This is a genomic window from Amycolatopsis jejuensis, from assembly GCF_000717335.1.
GTDB classification, from domain to species: domain Bacteria; phylum Actinomycetota; class Actinomycetes; order Mycobacteriales; family Pseudonocardiaceae; genus Amycolatopsis; species Amycolatopsis jejuensis.
This window is the reverse complement of the sequence record NZ_JNYZ01000017.1, coordinates 41,237-66,808: the sequence shown is the minus strand read 5'-3', so window position 1 is coordinate 66,808 and position 25,572 is coordinate 41,237. Positions and strand designations below refer to the sequence as shown.

20 protein-coding genes are annotated in these 25,572 nt (G+C 68.2%); 10 read left to right on the top strand and 10 right to left on the bottom strand.

The window, feature by feature from the left end; translation table 11 throughout:
• Nucleotides 1–155: 155 nt before the first annotated feature.
• The 4 genes from OO71_RS23775 (at nt 156) to OO71_RS47645 (ending at nt 5,043) form a co-directional block, all read left to right on the top strand.
• Nucleotides 156–950 carry a thermonuclease family protein gene (locus OO71_RS23775; protein ID WP_033292083.1) on the top strand — a complete coding sequence of 265 codons (795 nt, stop codon included), beginning with the start codon at nt 156–158 and terminating at the stop codon, nt 948–950.
• 116 nt (nt 951–1,066) lie between these two features.
• A complete protein-coding gene (locus OO71_RS23770) occupies nt 1,067–2,545 on the top strand; it encodes an APC family permease (protein ID WP_033292172.1) in 1,479 nt (492 codons plus the stop codon).
• A gap of 9 nt (nt 2,546–2,554) precedes the next feature.
• A complete protein-coding gene (locus tag OO71_RS23765) occupies nt 2,555–3,181 on the top strand; it encodes a response regulator (RefSeq protein WP_033292082.1) in 627 nt (208 codons plus the stop codon).
• Nucleotides 3,182–3,264: 83 nt separating this feature from the next.
• Entirely contained in the window at nt 3,265–5,043 is a 1,779-nt protein-coding gene (locus tag OO71_RS47645; RefSeq protein ID WP_156096507.1) for a hypothetical protein, read from the top strand.
• A 170-nt stretch (nt 5,044–5,213) separates the two neighbouring features.
• On the opposite strand, the gene OO71_RS23755 is transcribed toward OO71_RS47645, so the two are convergent.
• The 6 genes from OO71_RS23755 to cutA all read right to left on the bottom strand — a co-directional run bounded on the left by OO71_RS23755 (nt 5,214) and on the right by cutA (nt 16,445).
• Nucleotides 5,214–7,367: a hypothetical protein gene (locus OO71_RS23755; protein WP_033292081.1), complete on the bottom strand. Its 2,154-nt coding sequence runs from the start codon at nt 7,365–7,367 to the stop codon at nt 5,214–5,216.
• Between the two features lie 356 nt (nt 7,368–7,723).
• Nucleotides 7,724–8,872 carry a GAF domain-containing sensor histidine kinase gene (locus OO71_RS23750; RefSeq protein ID WP_425388700.1) on the bottom strand — a complete coding sequence of 383 codons (1,149 nt, stop codon included), beginning with the start codon at nt 8,870–8,872 and terminating at the stop codon, nt 7,724–7,726.
• Between the two features lie 627 nt (nt 8,873–9,499).
• On the bottom strand, nt 9,500–13,156 hold the full coding sequence (cydD, locus tag OO71_RS23740; protein ID WP_051792014.1) for a thiol reductant ABC exporter subunit CydD: 3,657 nt from the start codon (nt 13,154–13,156) through the stop codon (nt 9,500–9,502).
• A gap of 44 nt (nt 13,157–13,200) precedes the next feature.
• Nucleotides 13,201–14,208, bottom strand: coding sequence for a cytochrome d ubiquinol oxidase subunit II (cydB, locus tag OO71_RS23735; protein ID WP_033292078.1), 1,008 nt, complete (start codon nt 14,206–14,208; stop codon nt 13,201–13,203).
• 276 nt (nt 14,209–14,484) lie between these two features.
• Nucleotides 14,485–16,005 carry a cytochrome ubiquinol oxidase subunit I gene (locus OO71_RS23730; RefSeq protein WP_033292169.1) on the bottom strand — a complete coding sequence of 507 codons (1,521 nt, stop codon included), beginning with the start codon at nt 16,003–16,005 and terminating at the stop codon, nt 14,485–14,487.
• 119 nt (nt 16,006–16,124) lie between these two features.
• Nucleotides 16,125–16,445: a divalent-cation tolerance protein CutA gene (gene cutA, locus OO71_RS23725; RefSeq protein WP_033292077.1), complete on the bottom strand. Its 321-nt coding sequence runs from the start codon at nt 16,443–16,445 to the stop codon at nt 16,125–16,127.
• A 173-nt stretch (nt 16,446–16,618) separates the two neighbouring features.
• Here cutA and OO71_RS23720 point away from each other — a divergent pair, with 173 nt between their 5' ends.
• Nucleotides 16,619–17,218, top strand: coding sequence for a TMEM165/GDT1 family protein (locus OO71_RS23720; protein ID WP_033292076.1), 600 nt, complete (start codon nt 16,619–16,621; stop codon nt 17,216–17,218).
• Nucleotides 17,219–17,326: 108 nt separating this feature from the next.
• Nucleotides 17,327–17,986, top strand: a complete 660-nt coding sequence (locus OO71_RS23715; protein WP_033292075.1) for a DUF998 domain-containing protein — start codon at nt 17,327–17,329, stop codon at nt 17,984–17,986.
• Between the two features lie 234 nt (nt 17,987–18,220).
• Here the strand turns inward: OO71_RS23715 and OO71_RS23710 are convergent, their stop codons facing one another.
• Both OO71_RS23710 and OO71_RS23705 read right to left on the bottom strand, forming a co-directional pair.
• Nucleotides 18,221–18,853, bottom strand: coding sequence for a helix-turn-helix domain-containing protein (locus OO71_RS23710; RefSeq protein ID WP_033292074.1), 633 nt, complete (start codon nt 18,851–18,853; stop codon nt 18,221–18,223).
• The gene (locus OO71_RS23705; protein ID WP_169776564.1) at nt 18,850–19,704 is read right to left on the bottom strand and encodes a hypothetical protein; all 855 of its coding nucleotides are present in this window, start codon (nt 19,702–19,704) and stop codon (nt 18,850–18,852) included. Before OO71_RS23705 ends, OO71_RS23710 begins: the two co-directional genes overlap by 4 nt.
• A gap of 298 nt (nt 19,705–20,002) precedes the next feature.
• On the opposite strand from OO71_RS23705, the gene OO71_RS23700 reads away from it, so the two are divergent.
• Complete coding sequence (locus tag OO71_RS23700; protein WP_033292073.1) at nt 20,003–20,803, top strand: DUF2470 domain-containing protein; 801 nt, start codon at nt 20,003–20,005, stop codon at nt 20,801–20,803.
• Between the two features lie 751 nt (nt 20,804–21,554).
• Here the strand turns inward: OO71_RS23700 and OO71_RS23695 are convergent.
• Entirely contained in the window at nt 21,555–22,016 is a 462-nt protein-coding gene (locus OO71_RS23695; RefSeq protein WP_033292072.1) for a PPOX class F420-dependent oxidoreductase, read from the bottom strand.
• A gap of 89 nt (nt 22,017–22,105) precedes the next feature.
• On the opposite strand from OO71_RS23695, the gene OO71_RS23690 reads away from it, so the two are divergent.
• The 3 genes from OO71_RS23690 to OO71_RS23680 all read left to right on the top strand — a co-directional run bounded on the left by OO71_RS23690 (nt 22,106) and on the right by OO71_RS23680 (nt 24,874).
• Nucleotides 22,106–22,930: a CPBP family intramembrane glutamic endopeptidase gene (locus OO71_RS23690; protein WP_033292071.1), complete on the top strand. Its 825-nt coding sequence runs from the start codon at nt 22,106–22,108 to the stop codon at nt 22,928–22,930.
• 51 nt (nt 22,931–22,981) lie between these two features.
• Entirely contained in the window at nt 22,982–24,166 is a 1,185-nt protein-coding gene (locus tag OO71_RS23685) for an arginine deiminase (protein WP_033292070.1), read from the top strand.
• Nucleotides 24,167–24,322: 156 nt separating this feature from the next.
• Nucleotides 24,323–24,874, top strand: a complete 552-nt coding sequence (locus OO71_RS23680) for a ferritin (RefSeq protein ID WP_033292069.1) — start codon at nt 24,323–24,325, stop codon at nt 24,872–24,874.
• An 81-nt stretch (nt 24,875–24,955) separates the two neighbouring features.
• On the opposite strand, the gene OO71_RS23675 is transcribed toward OO71_RS23680, so the two are convergent.
• Nucleotides 24,956–25,549: a dihydrofolate reductase family protein gene (locus OO71_RS23675; protein ID WP_033292068.1), complete on the bottom strand. Its 594-nt coding sequence runs from the start codon at nt 25,547–25,549 to the stop codon at nt 24,956–24,958.
• Nucleotides 25,550–25,572: the final 23 nt, after the last annotated feature.

Below are 25,572 nucleotides of genomic sequence, written 5' to 3'. Positions count from 1 at the left end.
CCGAGAAACCCATCGTCGGAAACCGGCACCCTGTCACACCTGCCGGAGAAACGGCGGACTTTGTGACGTGTCCGTGACTTTCCGGCTTTGCGTAACACCGGCGGGCACTTCCGCGAACACCATTCGGCACCCGCCTCAGGAACGAGGAATTCCGAATGGACTCCACCCCCGCAGCGTCGTCCGGTACCCGGCCGAAGTTCCCGATGTGGCTGACGGTCACGCTCAGCGGTTTCGCGGTTCTTTTCGTGCTGGGCGCAGTTCTCGGAAAATCGGAACCGCCTGCGCCGCAACCGGTCGCCGCACCGGTGACTGCAGCCACGACGTCGACCACCGCCACGTCCTCGACCACTGCGGCGCCGACGACGTACACCGTGGAGAAAGTCACCGACGGCGCCACCGTCGACCTCGCCGGTTCCGACGGCAGCCACCGCACCGTGCACCTTCTCGGAATCGTCGTGGCGACGGGGAACAACTGTTTTGCACCGGAAACGATGACCTGGGCCAGTACGAAACTCGCCGGGGTGGCGGTGTCGATCACATCCGAAACCGCCGATGGAGTTGCGCTGTCTTTGGCGGACGGAAATGACTACGCCACCGCCGCATTGGAAAATGGTTACGCGCAATTGGCGTCGACGGCATCGGACGCATTGCGGACGGCGGCTGATAGTGCGCAGAAAGCGGCGGTGGGATTGTGGGCGCCTCCATGCAAAGGGGTGATCAATGCACCTACGCCTACCACCCCGACGCCGCCGCCCCCGCCGAAAACGTCCACGCATGTCGACCCGCCACCGGTGAAGACCGAAGAACCGGAAACGAAGAAGCCGAGCGCTGTGTATTACAAGAATTGCGCAGCAGCACGGGCCGCGGGTGCGGCCCCACTCCACGTCTGGGACCCGGGTTACCGACCCGCCTTGGACCGCAACCGAGACGGAGTCGCTTGCGAAGAGTAGCCGCGGGCAGGGCTGTTGCCCTGCCGGACCGGATTCGTCGATCATGAACCGCTGAGCGGTATTTTGACGAAAAGTCCGGTTCCGCCGGATCGAGGGCTCCGGTGAAAGGCACCCGCATGGCTACGATCTCCCCGCCGGATACGACATTTCTCCCCCGGACCCTGCGCCGTTTCGACATCGTGGCAATGAGCGTCGCCGCCGTGATTTCGTTCGACACCTTCGGGCAGATCGCGTCCGGCGGCGGCGAAGCGCTCACCTGGAGCATCGCCATTGTCATCCTGTTCCTGGTCCCGTATTCGATGCTTTTCGCCGAAACCGGAGCCGCGTTTCCGCAAGAAGGCGGGCCGTATGTGTGGGTCAAGCTCGCCTTCGGCAAGGCCGTCGCGGCGGTGACGACGCTGTTCTATTGGGTCACCAATCCGATCTGGCTCGGCGGCACGCTGTCGTTCATTGCCGCCGCCACGTGGGACGGTTTCCTCTCGCCGCTGGGTACCGGCACGGTCGCCGACTACCTGTTCAAGCTCGCGTTCATCTGGGTCGCGATCCTGATTGCCATCATCTCGCTGCGCCACGGGAAATGGGTCGTCACCGCCGGTGCGGTGGCGAAGGTCTTCACCATCACCGTCTTCACCGGAACCGCGCTCGGATACGGCATTTCCCACGGTTTCGCCGGGCTTTCCGCCGCGCATTTCAGCCCGACCGTCGCCGGTTTCCTCGCGCTCGTACCGGTTTTGCTGTTCGCGTACGTCGGATTCGAAGCCCCGAATGCGGCCGGAGCGGAAATGCACGACCCGCAACGCGACGTCGCACCGGCGCTCGGGCGGGCCACCACCGTCGCCGCGCTCTGTTACGTACTGCCGGTGCTGGCGATCCTCGCGGTCGTGCCGCCGGACCGGATCACCGGAATCGGCGGCTTCATGGAAGCGGCGCGGCTCGTGTTCGGCGTCTACGGCGGCGCGGGCGGGCCGATCCTGGTCCTCACCGCGGTGTTGTTCGTGTTTTCGCTGGTCACCCAGGGCAGCGCGTGGATGGTCGTCAGCGACCGGATGCAAGCGATCGCCGCCGCGGACGGCGGTTTCTTCTCGCGCGGACTCGGCGCGTTCCACCCGCGGCTGGGCACGCCGGTGCGCACGAACCTGCTGTCCGGCGTGATCGCGACGGTGTTCATGTTCGCCGCGATGGCAGTTGCCGGTGGCGACGCGGCGGCGCTGTTCAAGGTCGTGCTCACGGTTGCGATCACCACGCTGCTGATGTCGTACCTCGTGATCATCCCGGCACTCGTGGCACTCCGGCGCATCGATGTTCCGCGCCCATACCGCGTACCAGGCGGACGCGCAGGTTTCCTCGTCTGCGCGGGCCTGGTCTACGCGTGGATCGTCATCGGCTCGTGGTCGGCGCTGTTCCCGGGAGCGCTCGAACCGCTGCTGGGCGTGGACTACGACTTCGAGGGCAAGTGGCAAGTCTCGCGGCTGACGTTCGAGGTCTTCACCCTCGGCACGGTGGCGGTGCTGATCCTGGTCGCCGTGCTCGGGCGTTACGTCGGCCACCGGTGGTCTGCGGCACCACGGGCGGACGAACCGGCGCATGCACCGTAACCTGGACAGATGCCGATCCAGGTACTGCTAGTCGACGATCACGAACTCGTCCGGCGGGGCCTGCGCGACCTGCTGAGCGACGAGTCAGACCTCGAGGTCGTCGCCGAGGCCGGGAGCGTCGAGGAGGCGCTCGCGGTGGCGATGCACGTCGAACCGGACGTCGCAGTGGTCGACGTACGCCTCGGCGACGGCGACGGCATCACCCTGTGCCGCGAGCTGCGGTCCAAGCCGAACCCCCCGGCCTGCCTCATGCTCACCGCGTTCGACGACGAGGAAGCCATGGTCGGCGCAATCATGGCGGGCGCGTCGGGCTATCTGCTGAAGCAGGTCCGCGGTCAGGACGTGGTGAACGCGGTCCGCGAGGTAGCCGCCGGCCGGTCCCTGCTGGACCCGGTGAGCACCGCCCGTGTACTCGACAAGCTGCGCCACCCGCCGACGGACGAACTGTCCACTCTGACCGACCGCGAGCGCGACGTACTGGAGCTCATCGGGCAGGGCCTGTCCAACCGCGAAATCGCCGAACGGCTCTTCCTGGCGGAGAAAACGGTGAAGAATTACGTGACGTCGGTGCTCGCCAAGCTGGGCATGCAACGCCGTACCCAAGCCGCCGCCTGGATCGCCCGCCGCGGCAAGTGATGGCCGAAAAGCCCACCCCCCCCCCGTCGTTTTGGCGGAAAGTCCCGGTTGATCCGGCGTACGACCACTGGCTCACCTACCCCGTGCAACGACGGGTCCTGATCGTCGCCCGCACGGTCACCACGCTCACCCGCTTGCTGGACATCCGGTCGCTCCTCGATGACGACCACCGCGTGCAGATCGTCTTCACTTGGAACGAGCACGACCGGGCCCTGTTCAGCGCAGGTGTGGAGGAATTCCTGGCGAGCCTCGACGCACTCGTACTGCCGTGGCAGCAAGCCGTGCAAACGCAGTTCGACCTGGCGATCGCCGCCAGTGAGAACGACGCACTGGACGAGCTTTCCTGCCCGGTCCTGCTGGTGGCACACGGCATCGGCCACCAGAAGTACTACCCGCGCAGTGAGACGGTGTCCGGCCTCAACCCGAAACGGCTCCGCGGTCGCCACCTCCGGATCGGCCTGTCGCATTCCTCCCAGCTGTCCCACCTGGAACCGGCCACCGCCGCCCGCGCAGTCGTGATCGGCGACCCCTGCCACGACCGGATGCTGGCCAGCACCCACCGGATCCCGCACTTCCGCCGCCTGCTCAACTCGGACCGGTGCACCCACGTGGTACTTGCTTCGACTTGGGGCCCGCAGTCGCTACTGGGGTCAGATCCGCTTCTGCCCCAGCGCTTCCTGGCCGAACTCCCCCTCGACGACTACCGCGTGAGCCTGGTCCTGCACCCCGGCATCTGGTCCGCGCACAGCCCACACCAGGTCCGCGCGAACCTCGCCACCGCCCTCCGAGCAGGCCTGACCGTCATCCCACCCCAACGCGGCTGGCAAGCCACGATCCTGTCCGCAGACGTCGTCGTCAGCGACTGCGGTTCCATGCCCTTGTACGCCGCCGCGGCACAGATCCCGGTGCTGTTCGCCAGCCCGGCTGCGGACACCGTCGTACCGGACTCCCCACTCGCCAACCTCATCGCCACCGCACCCCACCTGGACGACGCACCACTGCGCACCCAGCTCGCGACCGCCATCGCCACCGGCCCAATGGGTTCGGCCGCGACGGAAGCCGTGGAATACGGCGGCAAGTGTGCGGAAATCCTCCGCCCGCTGTTGTATGAGCTGCTGGATCTCGCCGCGCCGTCCTGGCCCGCAGTATTCCCGCCGGTCGCGGACCCGACGCCGGAACACCAGGAGGTGACGGCATTCCGCGTCAGCGTCGACGGTTTGGCCACTACTGGCCACCTCCGCGACGATGTTTCGACGGTTCTTCCCTCTGCGGACTACCTTCCGGGCCGTGTTTCCCCGGATCCTCCCGCCGCTCACTACGTTCCGGGCGATGTTTCCCCGGATCCTCTCACCCACCCGCTCCCCGGCGCTGCTTCCGTGGATCTTCCCGTCCACCCGCTCCCCGGCGCTGCTTCCGTGGATCTTCCCGCCCACCAACTCCCCGACGCTGTTTCCCCGGTTGTTCCCTCCGCCCACCAACTCTCCGGCACCGTTCCCACGAATCCTCCCACCACCGACCTCCTCCGAGCCGTATCCCGTTACCCTGCTGCTGTTCCCGGACCGCCACTCCCCGGCCAGCACATCGTCGCCCACGCCGAAATGGCCACCCTCTCCGAACTGGAGGGCGCAGCCATCATCTACCGCGACGCCGGGCCGGACTTCCCCACCTGGGCCGCCGCAACCACCCGCACCCGGCCGAACGCCCGCCTCGTCGCCGAAACCGAGCCCGGCCACTGTCGCATCTGGACGGCCGGACAGACGACCGAGCTACCCGCCCCTCCCGGCGTCGACCCGTTGATCATGGCCTCGATCGCCTACTGGCGCCTGGTCCGCGGCCTTCCACTCACCGAGGTAGCTCAGTAGCGCAGCCGGGGCGCGCCGTCCATTCACCGACGCCGCGGAAACCCGCCGCACAGCCCCGCACCCACCGCGGCTACCCGTCCGGCAGCCCGCCAACGCAGCTCAACCTCCGCAACACCGCTGACACCCGGCCTCACCTGAGCAAACCCTGCCGCACAATGGCCTCGGCTTCCTCAAACCCCCTGACACTGCTTGCGATACAGCCGCTCCCTACGCGGATGCCTTGCAGCCTCATACCGCTGCCACACCCCGAACCAGTGCTGCCGCGCAAGATCGACCCCTCCGGCCCGCCAAGCCGCGTCACCCAGGGCCTCGCCGATCTCGAGGTCGTACTGGTCGCTCCGAGCCCGCACCGCCAGCTGCCACACCTCGGGCACCAGCGCGAGCGCCTCCTCCGCCCGGCCGGTCGCCGTAAGCACCTTCGCCTGCACGAGCCGGACCTGAGCGAGATCACGATGCCGCGCGGGATCAGTGTTCTGCTCAGCCTCTCGGAGGAGGTCCAGCGCGTCTTTCGGCCGATTGAGGACGACGAGCACGTTGGCCAGCATCCGCGCGTGCAGCCCACGCCCCCGGTGCGGAGTCCCGGGCACACTGAGCCGGCGCGAGATATCAAGCGCCGCTTGGTAGTAACCGGCGGCCAGGTCGAACTGCTGTTGCTCCCGGTGGAACAGTCCCTGGAACTCGAGCACTGACGCAGCCAGCTGTTGATGCCGATCCGTGCCGGGGTCCGGAATCCGCCGCAACTCCGCCTCGGCGCGAGTGAAGGCCTCCGCCGCGCGGCCGAACTCCCCGAGCAATGACAGAAGCCGCCCGTGCTGGCTCGTCAACCGTGCCAGCAACGCCGGGTCGTCGGCGTCCTCGATGCAGTGCCGGAGGATCTCCTCGAAGTCGCGATGGGCGTTGCGGTGCAGGGGAACGATCTCGAGCGCTCCGCCGAACTGCGCGAGCTCACGATGAAAACCCCATTCCCGCGCGACCGCGGCCAACGCCCGGTAGACCGGCATCTCGGCGGCGAGCCAGTCGACCGGATCGTCGGCGAACGGCCTGCCCTGCGACCGTCCTGGATAGAGCCGAAGCCGTTGCTCACCGGACTTCTGCCAATCCGCGTCGACCGCGCGCGCGGCGTAGTACTGCAGCAGCCGCGCTCGCGCCTCGTTGATCCCACGGGTGTCCCCGGCGCGCCGGACCGCCTGCCGGGCCTGACTGGCGAGCCGAAGCCGCCCGTCCGCTTCGACCGTGACGAACACCTTGGACTGCAACTCGACCAACGCACTGGTCGACGATTCCCGTTTCCCGGCAAGGACGTCCACGACCTCGGCAGTAAAACTCGGCCCGGGGAACGCGGTGAGCAACCGGCAGAGCTCCGCCGCCTCGCTCGACAATCCGGCCAGCATCTCGTCGTACGCCAGGCTCACGACGGGCAGCGAACCGCCGGAACGCAGCTCCTCCGCGACAGCGCCGAACGGCCGCGGCGACAGACTTTCCCGCTGCCGCACCAGATGCGCCGCGACGACGAGCACCTGCGGAACCCGGTCGCACTGGGTGAGAAGCGCTTCGAAACCCTCCGGATCCCGAGCCGCCAGACCGGGCGGGCACAGCCCTTCCAGCAGTTGCCCGTCCGCACCTTCCTCCAGCGGCCCGAGGACGATCGGCGACCCGAACTCCAGCAGAAAGTCGTCTTCCGGCGCGGAAGTAAGCGCGAGCACGAGACTCATCGGCGCAGGCGGCACGAGCCGATGCAGCTCCTGCGCGCTCTCGACGTTGTCGAAGATGAGCAGCACTTGCAGCGGCGCGAGCACGTCGTCGTACTGCGCGGCCAGCTCGCTGTCGTTCTCGCTGATCGTTTCGACACCGAGCCGAGCCAGCACGTACGCCTTGATCCGGTTGCGCCCCAACGGCATCCCCGGCCCGTCCCGATATTCGGCACAATCCACCAGTATCGCGCCACCCGGGTACCCACCGCTCGCCCCGACGTGCCGGGCCAGCTCGCTCTTCCCGATCCCGGGTGGACCGGAAAGCACTGCAGTTCCAGTGCGCCCGTGCAGTTGCCGCTGCGGATGGTGCCGATCGACCAGGCGCGCGGCGTGCGTCGCAACCCTCGGCAGGGCACGACCGACCGGCAATTCGGCCTGCATCAACGCATGCAGCTCGCGCGCCGCATCCGGATCCCGCGCAATCAGCGTGCGGACAGCACGTTCGACCGCCGCCGCGTCCTTCGGTACCCGGTCGGTAAGCCGTTTCCACAGGTATTCAGCGGCTTTCCCGGTTGTCGTAAAGGCGAAGGCGATGGCCTGCTTGACCATCTCCGTCTGCCAGTCCTCACTCACTTGCTCCCCCTCGGTGTCACAGTCCACGGTAGCAGCGCGCGGAGGTCGCGTCACTGTCTGTGAACAGGGAGTGCGGAATCAACCGGGTGGCCGATCGACAGCCTGGCACCGTCACGGGCCGTTCGGCAGGAGCCTTTCAGATTCACCCCATCGATAGTCGAATGGGTGTTCGATTTGCCGATACCATCGAAAGCGGGCAGGAGAAGGGAGAGTGTCCGATGACCCGAGAAGGTTGATCTTTTACGTTGCGCAGCAAGCGTTGCGCCCGCTCGACACGCGGCACGGTTCTCGCACACACCATCTGGGCCGTAGGTCTCAGACCAACCTGCCACTCACCCGAGCGACAACCCGGATGCTCATCCGAGCGGCAGGTCAAAGGCGACGAGCGTGCCCAAGCTCGGCGAGGAGTTGATGAAGAACCGCCCGCCGGCAGCGTCCGCGCGTTCGGCGAGATGGCGGAGTCCCCGGGTCGCAACCCCTTGCGGCACACCGGATCCGTTGTCGCGCACGCGGAGCTTCACGCCCTCGGCATCGCGGGTCAGCGTCACGCGGGTTTCGCTCGCGCCGGAGTGTCGGACCACATTGGACAGTGCCTCGCGCATGGCAGCGCGGATGTGGTCGGCGCGCTCAGCCGGAATGTCGGCGAATTCGCCGGACAGCTCGAGTGTAGGCGGATAGCCGAGCAGTTCACCGGCAATGCGCACCTCCCCACGCGCGGATTCGGCGAGGTCGGTCGGAGTACCGGGATCGTGACGAGGTTCGGGAGAACGCAGCGCGCGCACGGTGCCGCGGATCTCCTCAATGGTCTGGTCCAACTGATCGATCGCGTCGGACAGCCGTGCCCCATCGGCCTGCGCAAACCGTTTCCGCATGTTGCGCCGCACGCGGTCAAGCTGCATCCCGGTGCCGTAGAGCCGTTGCACGATCACGTCGTGCAACTCGCGGGCAATCCGCTCACGCTCTTGGTACAGCGTCACGCGATGCCGCGCATTCGCGCCCTCCGCAAGCGCAAGCACCACGCCTGCCTGCGCCGCGAACGCTGCCAGCATCTCGACCGTCCCCGCGGAAAAAGGCTCCCGCCCCTGCCGCCGGTACACGGTGAGCGCACCAAGCACGCGCCCACCAGACCCGAACGGCGCCGCCGCGAAAGGTCCATACCCCCGCAACTCGTCCGGGACGTGCGGCGCAGTCCGCGGGTCCACGATAAAGTCGTCCGCCGCCACAGGCTCACCGCCACGCGCAACCCGCCCGGCCGCCGAGTCCGCCCCCAGGGTCAACCCCCGCAACTCCCCGACCGGCCCTCCACGCGCAACCCGCCCGGCCGTCGAATCCGCCCCCAAGGTCGACCCCCGCAACTCCCCGGCTAGCCCCCCGCTCTGGCCCGCCGTCGAAGCCCCACCCGCAACGACCGCCCGATGCCCTCCCGTCCCCGCGACTCCACCAGCTGCCTCCTCACCCGGCACTCCCGACTCTGCGACTCCACCCGCCTGGTCCTCACACGGCACTCCCGACTCTGCGACTCCGCCCGCCGCAACCGCACCACGCCCTCCCGATCCCGCGACTCCACCGGCCGCGACCGCACCACGCCCTCCCGATCCCGCAACCGCGACTCCACCAGCCGAGCCATCGCGGCCCACTTCCCGTTCCCCATCCCCCGCCACGTCGGCTTCATCCCACGAACCCTGCGCGGAAGCACCCCCGGCGCCACGTCCCGGCCCAGCCGCACTAGCACCAGCCTCACCACGCACCACCGCGCCGCGCCGACCGCGCGCGCCCAACCCAGCATCATCCAGACCGGTCCCACCAACGCCACCATCACCCGCCAGCCGACCGGCACCACCGGCGTCCCCCCGGTCAAGACCCCAGCCCACCCCGTACGCGGCCTCGACCACCACTCGGCCGTCCTCGGCGCTCACCATTGCCAGCCCGAGGTCGGCGTCCGCCAGTTCCGCAGCCCTGGCCACGACCGAGTCCAGCACCCCCTCCGGGTCGTCCCCGGACAGTGCGGTGCTGGTGATCTCCGTGGCCGCGGAGAGGGCGCGCGCGGCGAGTGTCGGGTCCATGAGCAACCCCGACCTTAGCGCGGCTCGCCTCCCCCGACCCGAAATCGTGACCGTCACCAACAACCTCCGTCAAACCGCCACACGCGGCAAAGCCCGACGTACGACACGGCCATCACACACCTCAAACACCATGTCGGCCTGCACCTCTTCGTCGGCACTGTGCGTTACGTGCACGACGGTCCTCCCAGCAAGCTCCGTACGCAGCGTCGCACGCAACGCACGCGCTGTCGGCTCGTCAAGGTGCGCAGTCGGCTCGTCGAGCAACACCAGATCCGCCGACGGCGCCCCCAGCAACGCGCGCGCCAACGCCACCCGCTGCGCCTGCCCACCGGACAACCCCGCGCCCGCACTGTCGAGCACGGTCCGAAGGTCAAGGTCCGGCAACTGCACCTGATCCAGCACCCGCCGCAAGTCATCGACTCCCGCACGCGGATCCGCAAGCCGCAAATTCTCGGCCACAGTCGTCGAAACGAGCATCGGTTCCTGCGGCGCCCAAGCCACCCGCTCCGGCACCACAACGTCGCCCACCCGCGGCGCAAGGAACCCGAGCAGAGCAGCCACCAAGGTCGATTTCCCCGCCCCACTCGCCCCGACAACCGCGACATACGCCCCGACCGGCACCGTCAGATCGACGCCCCGCAACACCGCTTCGCCACCCGGCCACCCCAGCTCAGCCCCGGACAACCGCACCGCAACGGAGTCACCCGCACCGAAGCCCCGCGCGACGGGTGTGTCCTCCTCGGCGACACCCCCACCAGGCACGTTTGTCGACCACGAGCCGCATTCCAACCCGGCAAGGTCCGCCACCGAACGCCCGACCTCTGCGGCGCCTGCTCCGCCCGTCTCGCCACCAGCGCCAACCTCGCTGGCAGCGCCAACCCGGTGGCGCTCGCCAGCTTGGCCAACTACACCGCCAAGAGCACGACTCCGGCCGGGCTCGCCAGCTTTGTCGCCCACCCCGCCACCAGCGCTGACCCAGCGAGCCTGGCCAGGCTCGCGACTGGCGCCAACCCCACCAGCCTCGCCGACCACCCCACCAGCAGCCTCAACCCAGCCCGCCTCGCCAGCACCGCCCACGCCGACTTCACCAGCCCCGCCGCCAGCCCCAATCCCGCCAACACCGACCACACCGACCCGGCCAACCTCGCCGCCAACACCAACACCAACACCATCGGCCCAGCCAGCAACAGCACCAAGACGCGCCCTCGCCCCCCGCAAGGTGTCCCACTGCACCGCGGCCTGCGGCAACAACGCCAGCACCTCCGCCAACGCCAACGGCACCAGCGCCAGCAACGGCGCCATCACTCCGGCCAGCTCACCCCGCGCGACCGCCCCCGCGGCCACCATCGCGCTCACCACCGCAGCCGCCCCGGTCACAAGGGTGATCAGCGCATCCGCCGCGCCCGCGCCGAAAGCTTGGCGCCGGGTGTCCGCGGCCAGGCGGGTGTCCGTCGCAGCCAATGCGCGGCGGCGGGTGGCCGCCGATCCGTACGCGATCAGTTCCGCGGCCGACGAGAACAGCACCAGGACCCGCGCCGCCACATCGCGGCGGCCTGCCGCGAGCGTCGAAGTCGCTCGGCGTTCCAACCTCAGCGCGACCGTCGGCGCCGCCAACCCCACCAGTGCGGCCAACGCCAGCACCAACCCGGCTGACGGCAACACGAGCGTCTGCACCGCAATTGCCCCGGCCACGACCAACCCCACCACGATCGGCGGCGAGATCACCCGCGGCAACAGGTCGCGGACGGTGTCGACGTCGGTCACCAGCCGCCGTTGACTCTCGCCGGCTTCGAGGCTTCGCGCCGGACCCAGTCGCACCAGCGCGTCCCACAGCCGAACGCGCAACCGTCCCGCGATCCGGAACGCAGCGTCGTGCGTGACCAGCCTTTCGACATAACGCAGTCCAGCACGTCCGAGCCCGAATGCGCGCACGCCGACGACGGCCACCGTCAACGTCAGGATCGGTGGCTGCAACGACGCCTTGGCAATCAACCACCCAGACGTCGCCGTAAGCGCAATCCCAGCCAACAGCGCCAATGCACCCAGCGCAGCGCCCGAGAACAGGCGCCGGTCGAGCAGCAGCCGCCACGGAATCGGCGCCCCGCCCTCTCCACCGTCCAAAGTGGACTCTGGGACGCGCTGAGCCGAGGCAGACACAGCGACTGCAGCCGAACGTTCGTGTGCCGCAATCACCGCAGCCGCGCCGTTTTCGACAGCCCGGTCGACGGCGTCCAGCACCCGCCGCGCGTTGACGTCATCCAGGTGCGCAGTCGGCTCGTCGAGCAAAAGCAGCCAAGCGCCCGCCCGCACCCGCAGCAACGCTCGCGCCACGGCAACGCGCTGACGTTGCCCCAGCGACAGCCGGTCAACCGGACGATCGGCGAGACCGTGCAGACCCAGCTCGCCAAGCACAGCATCGACGTCAGACCCGCCCGCCGCGAGCTCCTCCCGCACGGTCCCGCCACTGAAGACGGGCGACTGCGGCACCCACGCGATGCCGGCGCGCCAGCGTTCCAGGTCGGCTTCGCCGAGCGGCACGTCTCCGGCCAGCACCGAACCGTCGTACGACGGCACGAAACCCAGCAGGGTCGCCAACGTCGTCGACTTGCCGCCGCCGCTGGGCGCGCGCAGCCACACGACCTCACCGCGCCGAACCGAGAAACTCTCGCCGTCAGGCGCAAACCCACCACGCCGCGCCACCCTCAGCCCGGACACCATCAATGACCCGTTGGGCGCGTATCGTTCTCCTTCCTTCGGTATCGGCACAGCAAGCACTGCAGTAACGCGACGGACGGCTTCCACCCCGTCCTCACTCGCGTGGAACGCAGCGCCGACTGCACGAATCGGCTGGTAACACTCGGGAGCCAGGATCAGCACGCCGAGCCCGATCGCGAGCGGAAGCGAGCCGGACACGAGCCGCACGCCGATCACCACGGCCACGAGAGCGACCGACAGCGTGGCAGCCAGTTCCAGCACGAACGCCGACGAAAACGCCACGCGCAACGTCTTCAACGTCGCGCGACGATGACGTTCCGAGAGCACCCGCACGGTCTCGGCCTGCGCACCCGCCCGGCGGAACGCGCTGAGCACCGGCAGCGCGCGCACCAGTTCGAGCAGGAGACCGGACATGCGGTGGACAGCGTCCGTCGCCCCGACCACTCGGTCGGCAGTGAACTTTCCTACGAGAACAGCGAAAACCGGCAAAAGAGGGACCGTGCTGACAATGATCACCGCTGACGGCCAATCTGTCAACAGGATTGCCGTACCTGCGGCGAGCGGGACCACCGCGGCCGTCACGAGAGCGGGAAGATACTCGCGAAAGTACGAATCGAGCGCGTCGAGACCTCGTGTGACGAGCGTGGTGAGCTCGCCATGTCCTTGCCGCGCAAGCCATTCCGGCCCGAGCCGCAGCGCGTGATCCACCACGCGAGCACGCAGATCTCGTTGCGCAGTCGCGGCGGCGCGCGCGGACACCACCCGCACCGCCCAGCTGGTCCCGGCCCGGCCCACGACCAGCGCGAACAAGGCGGACAGCTGAGCGGTGCCACCCCCGATCCCCTGGGAGACAATGGAAGCAAGCACAGCTGCCAGCAGAAATGCTTGCCCGACCAGGAAAACCGAATTCCCGAACGACAGCACCGCAACCAGGATCAGCGCTCGGCGCGCGGCCGGCCCGAGTGCCGAGAGCGCGCCGAGCGGACCCTTGCCCGGCCGCGTCGGGTCCATTGTGGACCTCGTGGCGGAAAGGGGTGCGCGGCCGGGAAGCACGGTCATGGCGCGTGCACCGCCGGGATGTGCTGCACGCCGATGCGCTTACGGAAGACCCAATACGTCCAGCCTTGGTAGGCCAGCACAGCCGGCGCACCGAACGCCCCGACCCAGGTGATCACCTTCAGCGCGTACGGGCTGGCGGCGGCGTGAGCGACGGTCAGCGAGTTCGCCGGGTCGAGGGTCGACGGCAGGACATTCGGGTACAGCGCACCGAAAAACGTCACTGCGGCAGCTGTGATCACCACGGCCAGCGCAGTAAACGCCTGGCCGTCGCGGTCGGCGTACAGGCGCAGCCAGGCGACCGCGGCAGCGAGGACAGTAATCGCCAGCGAGATCGCCGTCCACAGCTCACCCTCGCGCACCTGGACGACCACGAGGAACGCGACCATCGGCAGCAAAGCGACGGGCAACATCCGCAGCGCGAGTACGCGGGCACGTTCTCGCAGGTCACCGGTGGTCTTGAGGGCAAGGAACGCGGCGCCGTGCACGAGCGAGAACCCGACGACGGCGAGCGCACCGAGCAGCGTGTCCCACCGGACCGCCTCGAACGGCGACCCGACGCGGTTGCCCTGCGGATCGAGCGGCAGGCCGAGCACGGTCGTCGCGAGCAGGAGCCCGACGCCGAGCGGCGGGACCCAGGAACCGATCATGATCACGCGGTCCCAGGTACGCCGCCAGCGCTCGGAATCGACCTTGCCACGGTACTCGAACGCGACCCCGCGCCCGATGAGCGCGAGCAGGACGACCAGCAGCGGGAGGTACGCGCCCGAGAAAAGGGACGCGTACCAGCCGGGAAACGCCGCGAACGTCGCTCCGGCCGCGACGATCAGCCAGACCTCGTTGCCGTCCCACACCGGCCCGATGGTGTTGACCATGACGCGCCGCTCGGTGTTGGTCCGTCCGAGCACGGGCAGCAGCATCCCGACGCCGAAGTCGAATCCCTCGAGGAAGAGGTACCCGAGCCAGAACAGCGCAACGATCGCGAACCAGAGCGTTTCGAGCGTCATCGCCACTCACCTCGTCCGGCACCTGCCGGGGTCATCCGGTCGGTCACCGCGGTGTCCCCACGATGGCCCTGAGTTATCCACAACCCACCGAGTTGTCCACAGATTTGCTGTGGGTAACCCGCGAGAGCGATCACGGCGCTACTCTCGGTGCAGAACGAAAGATCATCTGCGAAATCCCCCATCTGCGCAGCCGGCGTGTCCCCGGCCAGTGGAGCGGACCGCGCCAAGACCCGGCCCTCCCAGGCCTTCGGCGGCACCCCGGCCCGCTCCACCGGGTCAATAAGCGAACGAAAGTGTCTGATCATCGGAATCATGAGAATCACCCGAACCATCGGAATCCTTCGACGAAGAACCGGGCCTGGCCGGCGGCATCACCGCGTCCACCCCGCCCCGCACGTACTTGCGCATCAGGTACAGCTCCACCACCCCCAGCACGAGGTACAGCAGCGTCAACGTGATCAAGGAGGTCAAGATCTCGCCCACCGACAGCTTCGACACGGCCTGGGCCGTGAACATCCACATGCCCTCGACACCGGTGGGGTTGGGTACGACCACGAACGGCTGACGGCCCATCTCGGTGAAGATCCAGCCCGCGCTGTTGCCGATGAACGGCGTCGCGATCCCGCCGAGCACCAGCAACGGGAACCAGCGGCCACCCGGGATCCGGCCGCGGCGGGTGAGCCAGAGGGCCAGCACCCCGATGCCCGCGGAAATCGCGCCGAAGCCGATCATCACGCGGAAACCCCAGTACGTCACCGGCAGGCTGGGCACGTAGTCGATCGGCTTGCCGGCGAGCTCGCCCAGCGCCGGATCGTCCGGATAGTTCGTGCCGTACTTCGCCTGGTATTCGTCCACCAGGTTCTCCACGCCCTTGACCTCGGTGGAAAAGTCGTTGTGCGCCAAGAAGGACAGCAGCGCCGGAACGTTGAAGGTCTTCACGTCCTCGCAGTCGGCGTCCGCGACGTCGCCGATGGCCAGGATCGAGAAGCTGGCCGGTTTCTCCGTGCGGCACAACGCTTCGGCCGACGCCATCTTCATCGGCTGCTGCTCGAACATCAGCTTGCCCTGCGCGTCACCGGTGATCGCCAGCACCGCGAACGCCACGACGCCGACCCAGCCGCCGAGGCGCAGCGACGAGCGCCACACGTCGCGGTGCTCGTCGGCCGACGACTTGCGCCGCCGCCACAGGTGCCAGCCGGCCACCCCGACGAGGAACGCCGCCGCCACGGAGAAAGCGCCCGCGAGCGTATGCGGGATCGCGGCCAGCGCAGTGTTGTTCGTGAGCACGGCGCCGATCGAGTTCATGGTCGGCTTGCCGTCCACAAACTCGACGCCGACCGGGTGCTGCATCCACGAGTTCGCAGCGAGAATGAAGTAGGCCGAGGCCATCGTGGCCAGCGAGAACGCCCAGGCGCACGCGAGGTGGACCCGCTTGGGCAACCGGTCCCAGCCGAAGATCCACAGCCCGAGGAAGGTCGACTCCACGAAGAACGCGACGAGGCCTTCCATCGCGAGCGGGGCGCCGAACACGTCACCCACGAATCGGGAGTACGCACTCCAGCTCATGCCGAACTGGAATTCCTGCACGATCCCGGTCACCACGCCCATGGCGAAGTTGACGAGCAGCAGCTTGCCCCAGAACTTCGTCATCTTGAGGTACCGCAGCTGCCCGGTGCGCACCCACGCCGTCTGCATGGCGGCGACGAGCACCGAAAGTCCGATGGTCAGCGGGACCATCAGGAAGTGGTAGACGGTGGTGATGCCGAACTGCCACCGCGCGAGCTCAAGGACATCCACGAGTCCGATCTTGCGCGTACCCGCGGCCGGCAGCCAGTTCAACACGTCCTGAACAAGCCGGGACCAACGTCCTGCAAGTGCCGAGCGGGCCCCGGCGGGGATCGATCAGGGGTCCGCGGTCAGCGGGTCTCCTCGACGAGCCACGACAGGTACCGCTGGCTGCCGCCGGTGATCGGCGTCACCACGACCTCCGGCACGTCGTACGTGTGCCGCACGTTCAGGAACTCCTCGAGCGCGCCTGCCCGGTCCGCGGCCGTCTTGCACTCGATCCGCCACTCGGTCGCCGTCTGCACCTCGCCCTCCCACCGGAACACGCTGGTGATCGGGCCCAGGATCTGGGCGCACGCGGCGAGCCGGGCCTCGACGGCGCTCGCGGCGAGGGTGCGCGCGGCGGCCTCGGAGTCGACGGTGGTGATGACGACGACGTGGTCAGCAGACATGACCCGCACCGTACCGCAACCGGAAAACGGAATTCGGTGCGCCGAAAACAACAATCAGGAGACCCGGTCACGATGATTCATCCACCCTCACGCGGCAATTCGCGAAACCCATCTGCTTGCAGTTTTCTGAATCGCCCCTTTATCGTTGCAGGGAAAGGGGTGAACACCAACTCATGTCTCCCGCCCTGATAGCTCTGATCAGCGCGTTCGGCCTGGTCCTCGCCGTGGAACTGCCGGACAAGACACTTGTGGCCACCTTGGTGCTCACCACTCGTTTCCGCGCCTGGCCGGTATTTGCCGGAGTATGCGTGGCATTCGCTTTGCAATGCGTGATCGCGGTCGCTTTCGGAAGTATCCTGACCCTGCTCCCGGAAACCGTCGTATCGGTGCTGGTAGCAGCGATGTTCGGGGCCGGTGCATTCCTGTTGCTCCGGGAAGGCTTCCGCGAAGGTGACGAGGCGGGGGAAGACGCCGCGCGTTCCGGTCCGGCGCCGCTGTCGTTCCTGCGGTCCGCGCTCACGTCCTTCGGCGTGCTGTTCGCGGCGGAGTGGGGGGACGCGTCGCAGTTGGCGACCGCAGGGCTGGTCGCGCGTCTCGGCAACCCGTTCGCGGTCGGCGTGGGTGCGTTCGCCGCGCTGGTGTCCGTCGCGGGGCTCGCCGTGTTCATCGGCGCCAAGATCCGCAGCCGGATCCGGCCGAAGCTGATCCAGCGGGTCGCCGGGTTCGTGTTCGCCGGGTTCGCGGTGTTCGCGCTGGCCCAGCTGGTCTGGTAACCGCGGCTTCACAGGAACACCAGGTAACCTCTTCGGAACCGCTGCACGAGGGCAAGGTGAACCACCGGTGACGCCATGGCCTTCAGCCATGACCGCCGAGGAGAGCCCGTGCCGACGTATCCACGCGCTGCCGTGTCGCCGGTGCACGGACGCCTCGCGCTGGTGGGCATCGGGCTGGCCGTGGTCATCGCGACCGAACTGCACCTGCGGCTGTCCGCGCAGATCAGCCCGGTGTGGCAGACGCTGTCGGAGTACGTCTACGGCAGGCTCGGCGAACACTCGGCGGCGCGGCTGTTCGCCGTCATGTGCCTCGCCCTCGCGCTGGGCTCGCTCGCGCTGCTGGCCGGGCTAGTGAAAGCACGCCGCTCGCCCGCGGTGGTGGTCTTGCTCGGTGTGTGGTGTGCGGGTCTCACGGTGTGCGCGATGGTCCCCGTCGACCCAGACGGTCAGGCCCGTTCCTTCGACGGCCAGCTGCACAACGCCGCCGCGCTGACCGCATTCCTCGCGCTCCCGACCGCCGCCTGGCTGCTCACCCGCCGCGGCGGACGGTCCTGTCCGTGGGAACCGAGGCGCACCACGATCCGCCGGCTGGCCGTCGCGAGTTTCTCCAGCGTGGCGGTGGTGCTGGGCGCATTCGTGTTCACGCTGATCACCGGACCTGTACCGCAAGAAGTGACGCTGGGGTTGTTCGAGCGGCTGCTGTTCACCGTGGATCTGGCGCTGCTGCTGACAATGGTGCGACCGCTGCTGGCCGCATCCCGCAGCTGACGACCCTCCCGCGGCATCCGGCCGTCCGTTGCTGACCGGCTCGGTTCGGCCAGGCCGCAGCGAACCGCACCCCGCCGCCAACCGGCTCCCGCAAGCAGCCGGTTCCGCTGCCGAGCCGTTCCCGCAACCAACCCGGTTCGCGCAGCCCCGCCGCATCTCACAACCAGCCGGTTCGCGCAATCAGCCAGTTCCGCAACCAGTCAGCCGGTTCGCACAGCCAGCCAGCTCCCATAGCTAGCCGTCCGTCCGCAATACCTCCGCCAGCTTCCCCGCCGCCTCCACCGCCAGCGGGCCCACCTCGCGTGCCGCCAACGGCTCCAGCGAAATCACCCCCACGCTCGCCCGCAGACCGGGCACCCCGCGCACCGGAGCAGCAACCCCCGACGCACCGGCCTGGACCTCGCCCGTCGACGTGACCCAGCCGCCGGAGCGCAACGTCATCGCCCGGCCCGCCGCACCTGCGCCAAGCGCGTGCCTGCTGCCGACCCGGTATGCGACGTGATAGCTGGTCCACGAAGGTTCGACCACGGCCACCGCCTGGGCATAATCTCCTTGCGCCACAGTCAAATGCGCCGTCGCGCCCACCTTCTCGGCGAGCTCACGCAGCACCGGACGCGCGGCCTCCCGTAGCTGTGGCAGTACCTGTCCGGCCAGCCGCAGCACCCCGACACCCAGCCGGACCTTCGTGCCGTCCCGCCAGATCAGGCCGCGTTCCGACAGCGGTACCAGCAGCCGGTACACCGCCGCGCGGCTTGCGCCGATCGTCACCGCAAGCTCGGAGATGGTCGCCGCCTGCTCGCCCGAATCGGCCACTGCCTGCAGCAGCGCCAGACCACGGTCGAGGGTCAGCGACCCCTCCCTGCTCACAGCAGCTCGAGTCGACCCAGATCGGCTACCGGTTCGGCGAACGACGCCGCTGCATACGACGCGAACAGCTCGCGGACCGCCTTCGCTGCCGGTTCCTGGAGCGCGCGGGCTTCCTCGGCGAGCGCTGTGCCGTCGGTCGAGTCGAGCGCGGCGCGCACGTCCCCGCCGGACAGGCAGCGCGCCGACGCGACCAGCAGGTTCAGGAATCCGTGGTGCGTGAACCCGCTGCCCGGGTCCACGTGCCGGACCGCCCGGTGCAGGCTGTTCGTCGCCTTGAACGAGGCGCCCGGCGAACCGCTGACCACGGACAGGAAGTCGGCGACCTCGTCCACGCTGGGGAAGTTCTCCCCGGCCTGCCCGCCACAGCGGATCTTCGGCCAGCTGCCGTGCTCGATCACCTTGCGGACGCCGTCCAGCCAGCCGACGCCGCGTCGCGGCTCTACCACCCGGATCACGTCCTCGGGTACGAACTCCGACACCCGCTCGAGCCACACCTCGTCGACGTCGGACGGCGCGGGCATTTCCACCATCCGCAACGACAGCAGCTCACTGCGCGATTCGACGATCGAGATCGCCTTCGGCACCCCGCCCAGCCCGGTGTCGATGATCAGCGACAACGGCAGCGGTTCCTTGGGCTTGACCTTGATCAGCTCGGTGATCAGCTCCGGCAGGCGCGAGGCCTGGCACAGGAAAACGCCGAGTACCCCGGCGTGCTGTCCGGCGCGCGATTCGAAGTGCGCACGCAGCGCCTCCGGCATCGCGACGTCGGCGGGCGGGAACAACGCCGAGTCGTCGACGAGCCGCGCGAACAGGGGCGGAATTCCACGGGGGCCGGGTGGCGTGAGTTCCACAGCGCTTGACACGACTGACACGCTAGTAGCGTACGACGAGAGGACAAAATCGTTCGCTCTGCGGACGCTTTCAAGACCTGCTTACCGGCAAGTAATCGAGGTCCCATCCGCTGGCACACCGCGTTCCAGCCTGCGACCAGCCCACCCGACCGATGTACGCGCGCCGAGGTGCGGCCGACCTGGAATCACTGCCGAAAACCATTCTTGACCAGCAAAATCAGGCCGTCGTGTGATCTTTCCGCGCCCTCTTCCCTCGTCGCCTAATTCAGGTTAGGCTCACCTAAGTAGGAGGTGAGCCGTGACCGAGGCCCCAGTATCCGTGCGCCGCCCGCCCGCGCCGAATCCCGCCGAGCGCGCCAAGACGATCGCGACGCGCAACGGACCCGCGACGATCATGCCGACCGTCGAACGCGCCGGCTGTGATGCCGAGCGCGTGGAGCCCGTCCTGCATCACGTGCACCACAGCGGCAGTGTCAGCATTCTTCTGCCGGACGAGCACCCGATGGTGCAAGCGTCCCGGCAGACTCAGCGCGGCGAGCTCGCCGTCATGGTCGAGCTCGCCGACCACGCACCGGTGGAACTGCGGGAACCCATCCGCGGCCTGCTGTGGATAACCGGGTGGCTCCGGCCGCTGACGGCGGTGTCGGCGCGGGCGCGCGCCGTCGCGATCGCCGAGCAACGGCCAGACCACCGGTTACTGGACGTCGGCCACGGACTCACCCTGCTCCGGCTCACCCCGGCATCACTCGTACTGGCCGACGCGGAAGGCACCCACTCGCTCCGTCCGCACATGTTCAGCGCGGCCCCGCCGGACCCGTTCCACGACTACGAAGCAGGCTGGCTGCGCCATCTCGAGAGCGACCACCCGGACGTGGTGGAACAACTGGCGCGCCACCTGCCGCCCGACCTCCGCGGCGGCCGGATCCGCCCGCTCGGCCTGGACCGCTTCGGGCTGCGCCTGCGAGTGGAGTCCCCGGCCGGCGACCACGACGTCCGCCTCGCGTTCTCCCGGACAGTCGACAGCCCGCCCCAGCTGGCCGCCGAACTGCAACGCTTGCTGGGCTGCCCTTTCCTCCGCCACCAGCACGGGGACGGCTGACCGGTGGTGACTGACCGGGGCGGATGCGGCGGGTTCACGAGCAGACCGGGGCGGGAACGGCGGGTTCGCGAGCAGACCGGGGCGGACGGGGCGGGGTCACGGACTGACCAGGGTGGGAACGACGGATTCACGAGCAGACCGGGGCGGGAACGGCGGGCATCGGTGCCGAGCCGGGATCAGTCCGTTGCCTCCGTGAACCCGCAGCCTGCCGAGCGGAGCCAGAGACGAGTCCACGCGTCCGCGAAACCGCAGTATGCCGAACAGAGCCAGCGACGAGTCCGCGCCGCCGTGAACCCGCTGCCAGCTGAGCAGAGCCAGATCCGTCCACAGCCGCGCTGAGCCCGGGCCAGCCAAACCGAGCCAGAGATCAGTCTGCTGCTGAACCCGGCCAGTCAAAACAGAGGTCAGGCCACTACCGCCCCGAACCCGCGCGCCGTGGCGAGCCGCAGTCAGTCCCCCTACCGCCTTCTGCCCGCACCCGCCGTGGCGAGCCGCGGTCGGTCCCCTGCCGCCCTCCCCCGGCGTCAGTCGTGGCGAGCCGCAGTCCGTCCCATCCGCCCTCGACCCGGGCCACCCTCGACAATGGCGAGCCGCGGTCGGTCCCCTGCCGCCCCAACCCGAGCCACCCCCGTGCAGGAGCCGACTGTGGCGAACCGCAGTCGGTCCCCCATCCACCTCAACCCAGCCCAACCGTGACAAGCCGCAGTCCGTCCCCAGCAACCCCCTGAACCCGGATCAACCCGTACCGAGGTCAGGCCAGTTCCGGTGGGAAACCGCCGGTGGCGATCGGGCCCCAGCGGTCGATCGTGATCCTGATCAGGCTTTTGCCTTGCTTGCGCATGGCTTCGCGGTACTCGTCCCAGTCCGGGTGTTCGCCGGAGATCGCGCGGAAGTAGTCGACCAGCGGATCGACCGAGTCCGGCAGGTCGATCACCTCTGCGGTGCCGTCGACCTGGACCCACGGGCCGTTCCACTCATCCGATAGCACGCACACCGACACCTCCGGCGAACGGCGGAGATTCGTGACCTTCGCGCGTTTCGGGTAGGTCGCGATGACGATGCGGCCCTCTTCGTCGACGCCGCATGTGTTCGGGGAGAGCTGGGGGCGGCCGTCGGCGCGGGTGGTGACCAGGATGGCGCGGTGGCGGGGCTTCAGGAACTCGACCAGTTCGGCGCGCGCGACCTTGGTTTTGGTGGCGATAGTCCTCGGCATGTCCCGACCGTAGCGCGCCGCGGGACAGCCCAGCCACACCGAAGACCGGCACCGGCAAGCCCCGCCGGCCACGGCGGTAGCGTGCCTTCATGCACACCTCCGAGCCGTCCGTCCTCCGGTCCTGGCTCAGCCCGCCCAACCCGGACTTCCCGGCCACCATCACCGACCCCCGGGAGCGGCGGGCGGTCAAGCTGGAGCTGGTGCTCGTCTTCGGGATCACGCTCGGGCTCTCCGGCGCGCGCAGTCTGTTGTCCCTTGTGGACTCCCTGCTCCGCCCGGTTCCCTTGGCACAGCAGCAAGTGCAGCTCAACGTACCCAAAGCCGCCGCAAGTCTGCTCGACCTGCTGCAGCAACTGCTCGGCGCCGCACAGCTCGTCGGGTGGGGTGGGCTCGGCCTTTACCTCCTCTGGCGGGCCGGGGTGAAATTGCGCCAGATCGGCCTCGATCGGCGCAAACTCCGTACCGACGCGCTCATCACCGCCGGAATTGCCGCACTCATCGGCATTCCCGGGCTCGGTCTGTACTTCCTCTCCTACCATCTCGGGTTCAGCCTCGCGGTGCAACCGTCCACTTTGGGCGATACCTGGTGGCGGCCGGTCGCACTGACGCTTTCCGCGTTCGGCAACGCTTTCGCCGAGGAAGTGCTCGTGATCGGGTACCTCATCACGCGGCTGCGGCAGCTCGGCGTACGCGAGAACGCATCCCTCCTCGGCGCCGCCGTGCTGCGTGGGTCATATCACTTGTACCAGGGGTTCGGCGGCTTCGTCGGCAACCTCGTGATGGGGCTCGTCTTCGGCCGGGTGTGGCAGCGCTCCGGACGGCTGTGGCCGCTCATTGCTGCGCATACATTGTTCGATGTGGTGTCTTTTGTCGGCTATTCGTTGCTGAAAGGCCGACTTTCCTGGCTCCCGTGATCCCCGCTCATTAGGCTCCGGCTCGTGAGCGAGATGACGGCACCACCCAGGGTGGACAGCGAAGTCGGGCCCCTGCGCGCAGTTCTCCTGCACCGACCGGGAAACGAGCTCAAAAGGCTCACCCCACGCAACAACGACCAGCTGCTCTTCGATTCCATCCCGTGGGTCGACCGGGCCCAGCAGGAGCACGACGCGTTCGCCGACGTCCTGCGTGGCCGTGGCGTCGAGGTGCTGCTCCTGGCCGACGTCCTGCGCACCGCGCTCGAGGATCAGCGCGCGCATGCGGCAGGCGTCCACGCGGCGGTGGACGACCGCCGTCTTGGCGTTGACCTGGCCGATTCGCTCCGGTCGCACCTGAGCGGCGTCGACGCGCACACCCTCGCCGAAGTCCTGATGGCCGGGATGACGTTCGAGGAACTGCCGTCCGCCGAGGGCGCCTCTCTGGTGCGGATGATGCACGACCCGCGCGACTTCGCCGTCGACCCGCTGCCCAATCTCCTGTTCACCCGCGATTCTTCGGCGTGGATCGGCGACCGCGTCGCAATTTCGTCGCTGACCATGCCCGCCCGGCGCCGGGAAACGGCATTGCTCGACCTGGTATACGCCTATCACCCGCGATTCCGGCACGCCGATCGCGCTTATGGCGCGCATTCCGCGCCGATCGAAGGCGGCGACGTGATGTTGCTGGCGTCCGGCGTGGTCGCGATAGGAGTCGGCGAACGCACGACCCCGGCGGGCGCCGAATCGCTCGCCCGTTCCGTATTCGCCGACGGTCTCGCGCATACCGTCGTCGCGGTTCCGATCGAGCAATCGCGCGCGACCATGCATCTCGACACCGTGTGCACGATGGTCGACGTCGACGCGGTCGTGATGTATCCGCTCGCCCGCGATTCGCTGACCGCATTCACGCTTCAGCCGACCGGTGACGGCGGCGTGAAAGTCGCCGGCCCGACGCCATTTCTCGAAGCGGCGGCAATTGCCATGGGGATCGACCGGCTGCGCGTGATCGACACCGGCCTCGACCCGGTGACCGCGGAACGCGAGCAGTGGGACGACGGCAACAACACGCTGGCACTGGCGCCGGGCGTGGTGGTGGGGTACGAACGCAATGCGGAGACCAACGAACGGCTCACCGAGGCAGGCATCGAGGTGCTGCCGATCACCGGCTCCGAACTGGGCTCCGGCCGAGGCGGCCCGCGCTGCATGTCCTGCCCGGTCCGCCGCGATCCGCAGTGACCGAGCATGAAGTTAGCCTTTCCTTAATAAACGCAATTCCATTAAGGGAAGGCTAACCGAAATAAGTGTTTCCTACTTGAGGAATGGTAACCCTAATAGGGTGGAGATCACCAGCTAAAAGTGGAAAACAATCGCGCATTGACGTACCTTGAAGCCATGGCCCTCACGAAGAAAGAACCGCGCTCGAAGTTCTACGAACTGCTGCAGGCGCAGATCCACAACGAGTTCAACGCCTCCCAGCAGTACATCGCGCTGGCGGTCTGGTTCGACAACGAGGACCTGCCGCAGCTCGCGAAGCACTTCTACAAGCAGTCGGTGGAAGAGCGCAACCACGCGATGGCGCTCGTCCAGTACATGCTCGACCGCGACCACCACGTCGAGGTGCCCGGCACCGGCCAGGTCCGCAACGACTTCTCCGCCCCGATCGAGCTCATCGAGCTCGCGCTGGCACAGGAGAAGGAGGTCGCAGCCGACATCTCCGCGCTCGCCAAGGCCGCGCGCGCCGAAGAGGACTACATCAGCGAGCAGTTCACGCAGTGGTTCCTCAAGGAGCAGGTCGAGGAGATCTCGCAGATGTCCACGCTGCTCACCGTCGCGCGCCGCGCGGGCGACAACGTGTACGAGATCGAGAAGTTCCTGCACCGCGAATCCATCGGCGACAACGGCGGCGACTCCGGCATGCCCCCGGTCGCGGGCGGCGCGCTGTAACGCACCACCAGCACCACCGGCGAGCCCGGGTTGTCCCCATGTGGACAACCCGGGCTTCCTTTTTGTCCACAGGTGGAAGACCTATCCACCTGTGGACAACCGACGCTCGTACGACGCGATGAGCACCCCTTTGGTGGTCGCCACACTGGACGTCAGCGAGAACTCGGTAAGCGGCGCCGCGGAATCGAAAAGCCGCGCACCGCGGCCGAGCGTCAACGGATGGATCAGCAACGTGTAGCTATCGACCAATCCGGCGGCATGCAGCGCGCGCACGAGCGAAGCGCTGCCGACGACCGAAAGATCCTTGCCCGGCAAGGCTTTCAGCTCACCCACCATCTCCACCCCGCGCAGCAACACCGAGTTCTGCCACGCATCCGCGTCCTCGAGTTTCGTGGAGACGACGTACTTCGTGGCCGCATTCATATGCGTCGTAAACGGATTCCCGTCCTCGCGCGACGCCCAGGCGCCGATGAAGTCCTCCCAGGTACGACGGCCGAACAGCATGTCACCGGGCCGGCTCATGCCCTTGCCCATCTCCCGCGCCATGACGTCGTCCTGATACCCATTCCCCCATCCGCCGTGGGTGAACCCGCCGCGAGTGTCCTCGTCCGGTCGCCCGAGACCCTGCACCACGCCGTCGAGGCTCACGCTCATGATGACGTTGATCGAACGCATCGGGGATGTCCTTCCGCTCCCGC

Coding starts and splice junctions, on each gene's coding strand:
- OO71_RS23775 (WP_033292083.1), top strand. CDS start 156: ATGGACTCCACCCCCGCAGCGTCGTCCGGTACCCGGCCGAAGTTCCCG.
- OO71_RS23770 (WP_033292172.1), top strand. CDS start 1,067: ATGGCTACGATCTCCCCGCCGGATACGACATTTCTCCCCCGGACCCTG.
- OO71_RS23765 (WP_033292082.1), top strand. CDS start 2,555: ATGCCGATCCAGGTACTGCTAGTCGACGATCACGAACTCGTCCGGCGG.
- cydD (WP_051792014.1), bottom strand. CDS start 13,156: ATGGACCCGACGCGGCCGGGCAAGGGTCCGCTCGGCGCGCTCTCGGCA.
- cydB (WP_033292078.1), bottom strand. CDS start 14,208: ATGACGCTCGAAACGCTCTGGTTCGCGATCGTTGCGCTGTTCTGGCTC.
- cutA (WP_033292077.1), bottom strand. CDS start 16,445: ATGTCTGCTGACCACGTCGTCGTCATCACCACCGTCGACTCCGAGGCC.
- OO71_RS23720 (WP_033292076.1), top strand. CDS start 16,619: ATGTCTCCCGCCCTGATAGCTCTGATCAGCGCGTTCGGCCTGGTCCTC.
- OO71_RS23695 (WP_033292072.1), bottom strand. CDS start 22,016: ATGCCGAGGACTATCGCCACCAAAACCAAGGTCGCGCGCGCCGAACTG.
- OO71_RS23690 (WP_033292071.1), top strand. CDS start 22,106: ATGCACACCTCCGAGCCGTCCGTCCTCCGGTCCTGGCTCAGCCCGCCC.
- OO71_RS23680 (WP_033292069.1), top strand. CDS start 24,323: ATGGCCCTCACGAAGAAAGAACCGCGCTCGAAGTTCTACGAACTGCTG.
- OO71_RS23675 (WP_033292068.1), bottom strand. CDS start 25,549: ATGCGTTCGATCAACGTCATCATGAGCGTGAGCCTCGACGGCGTGGTG.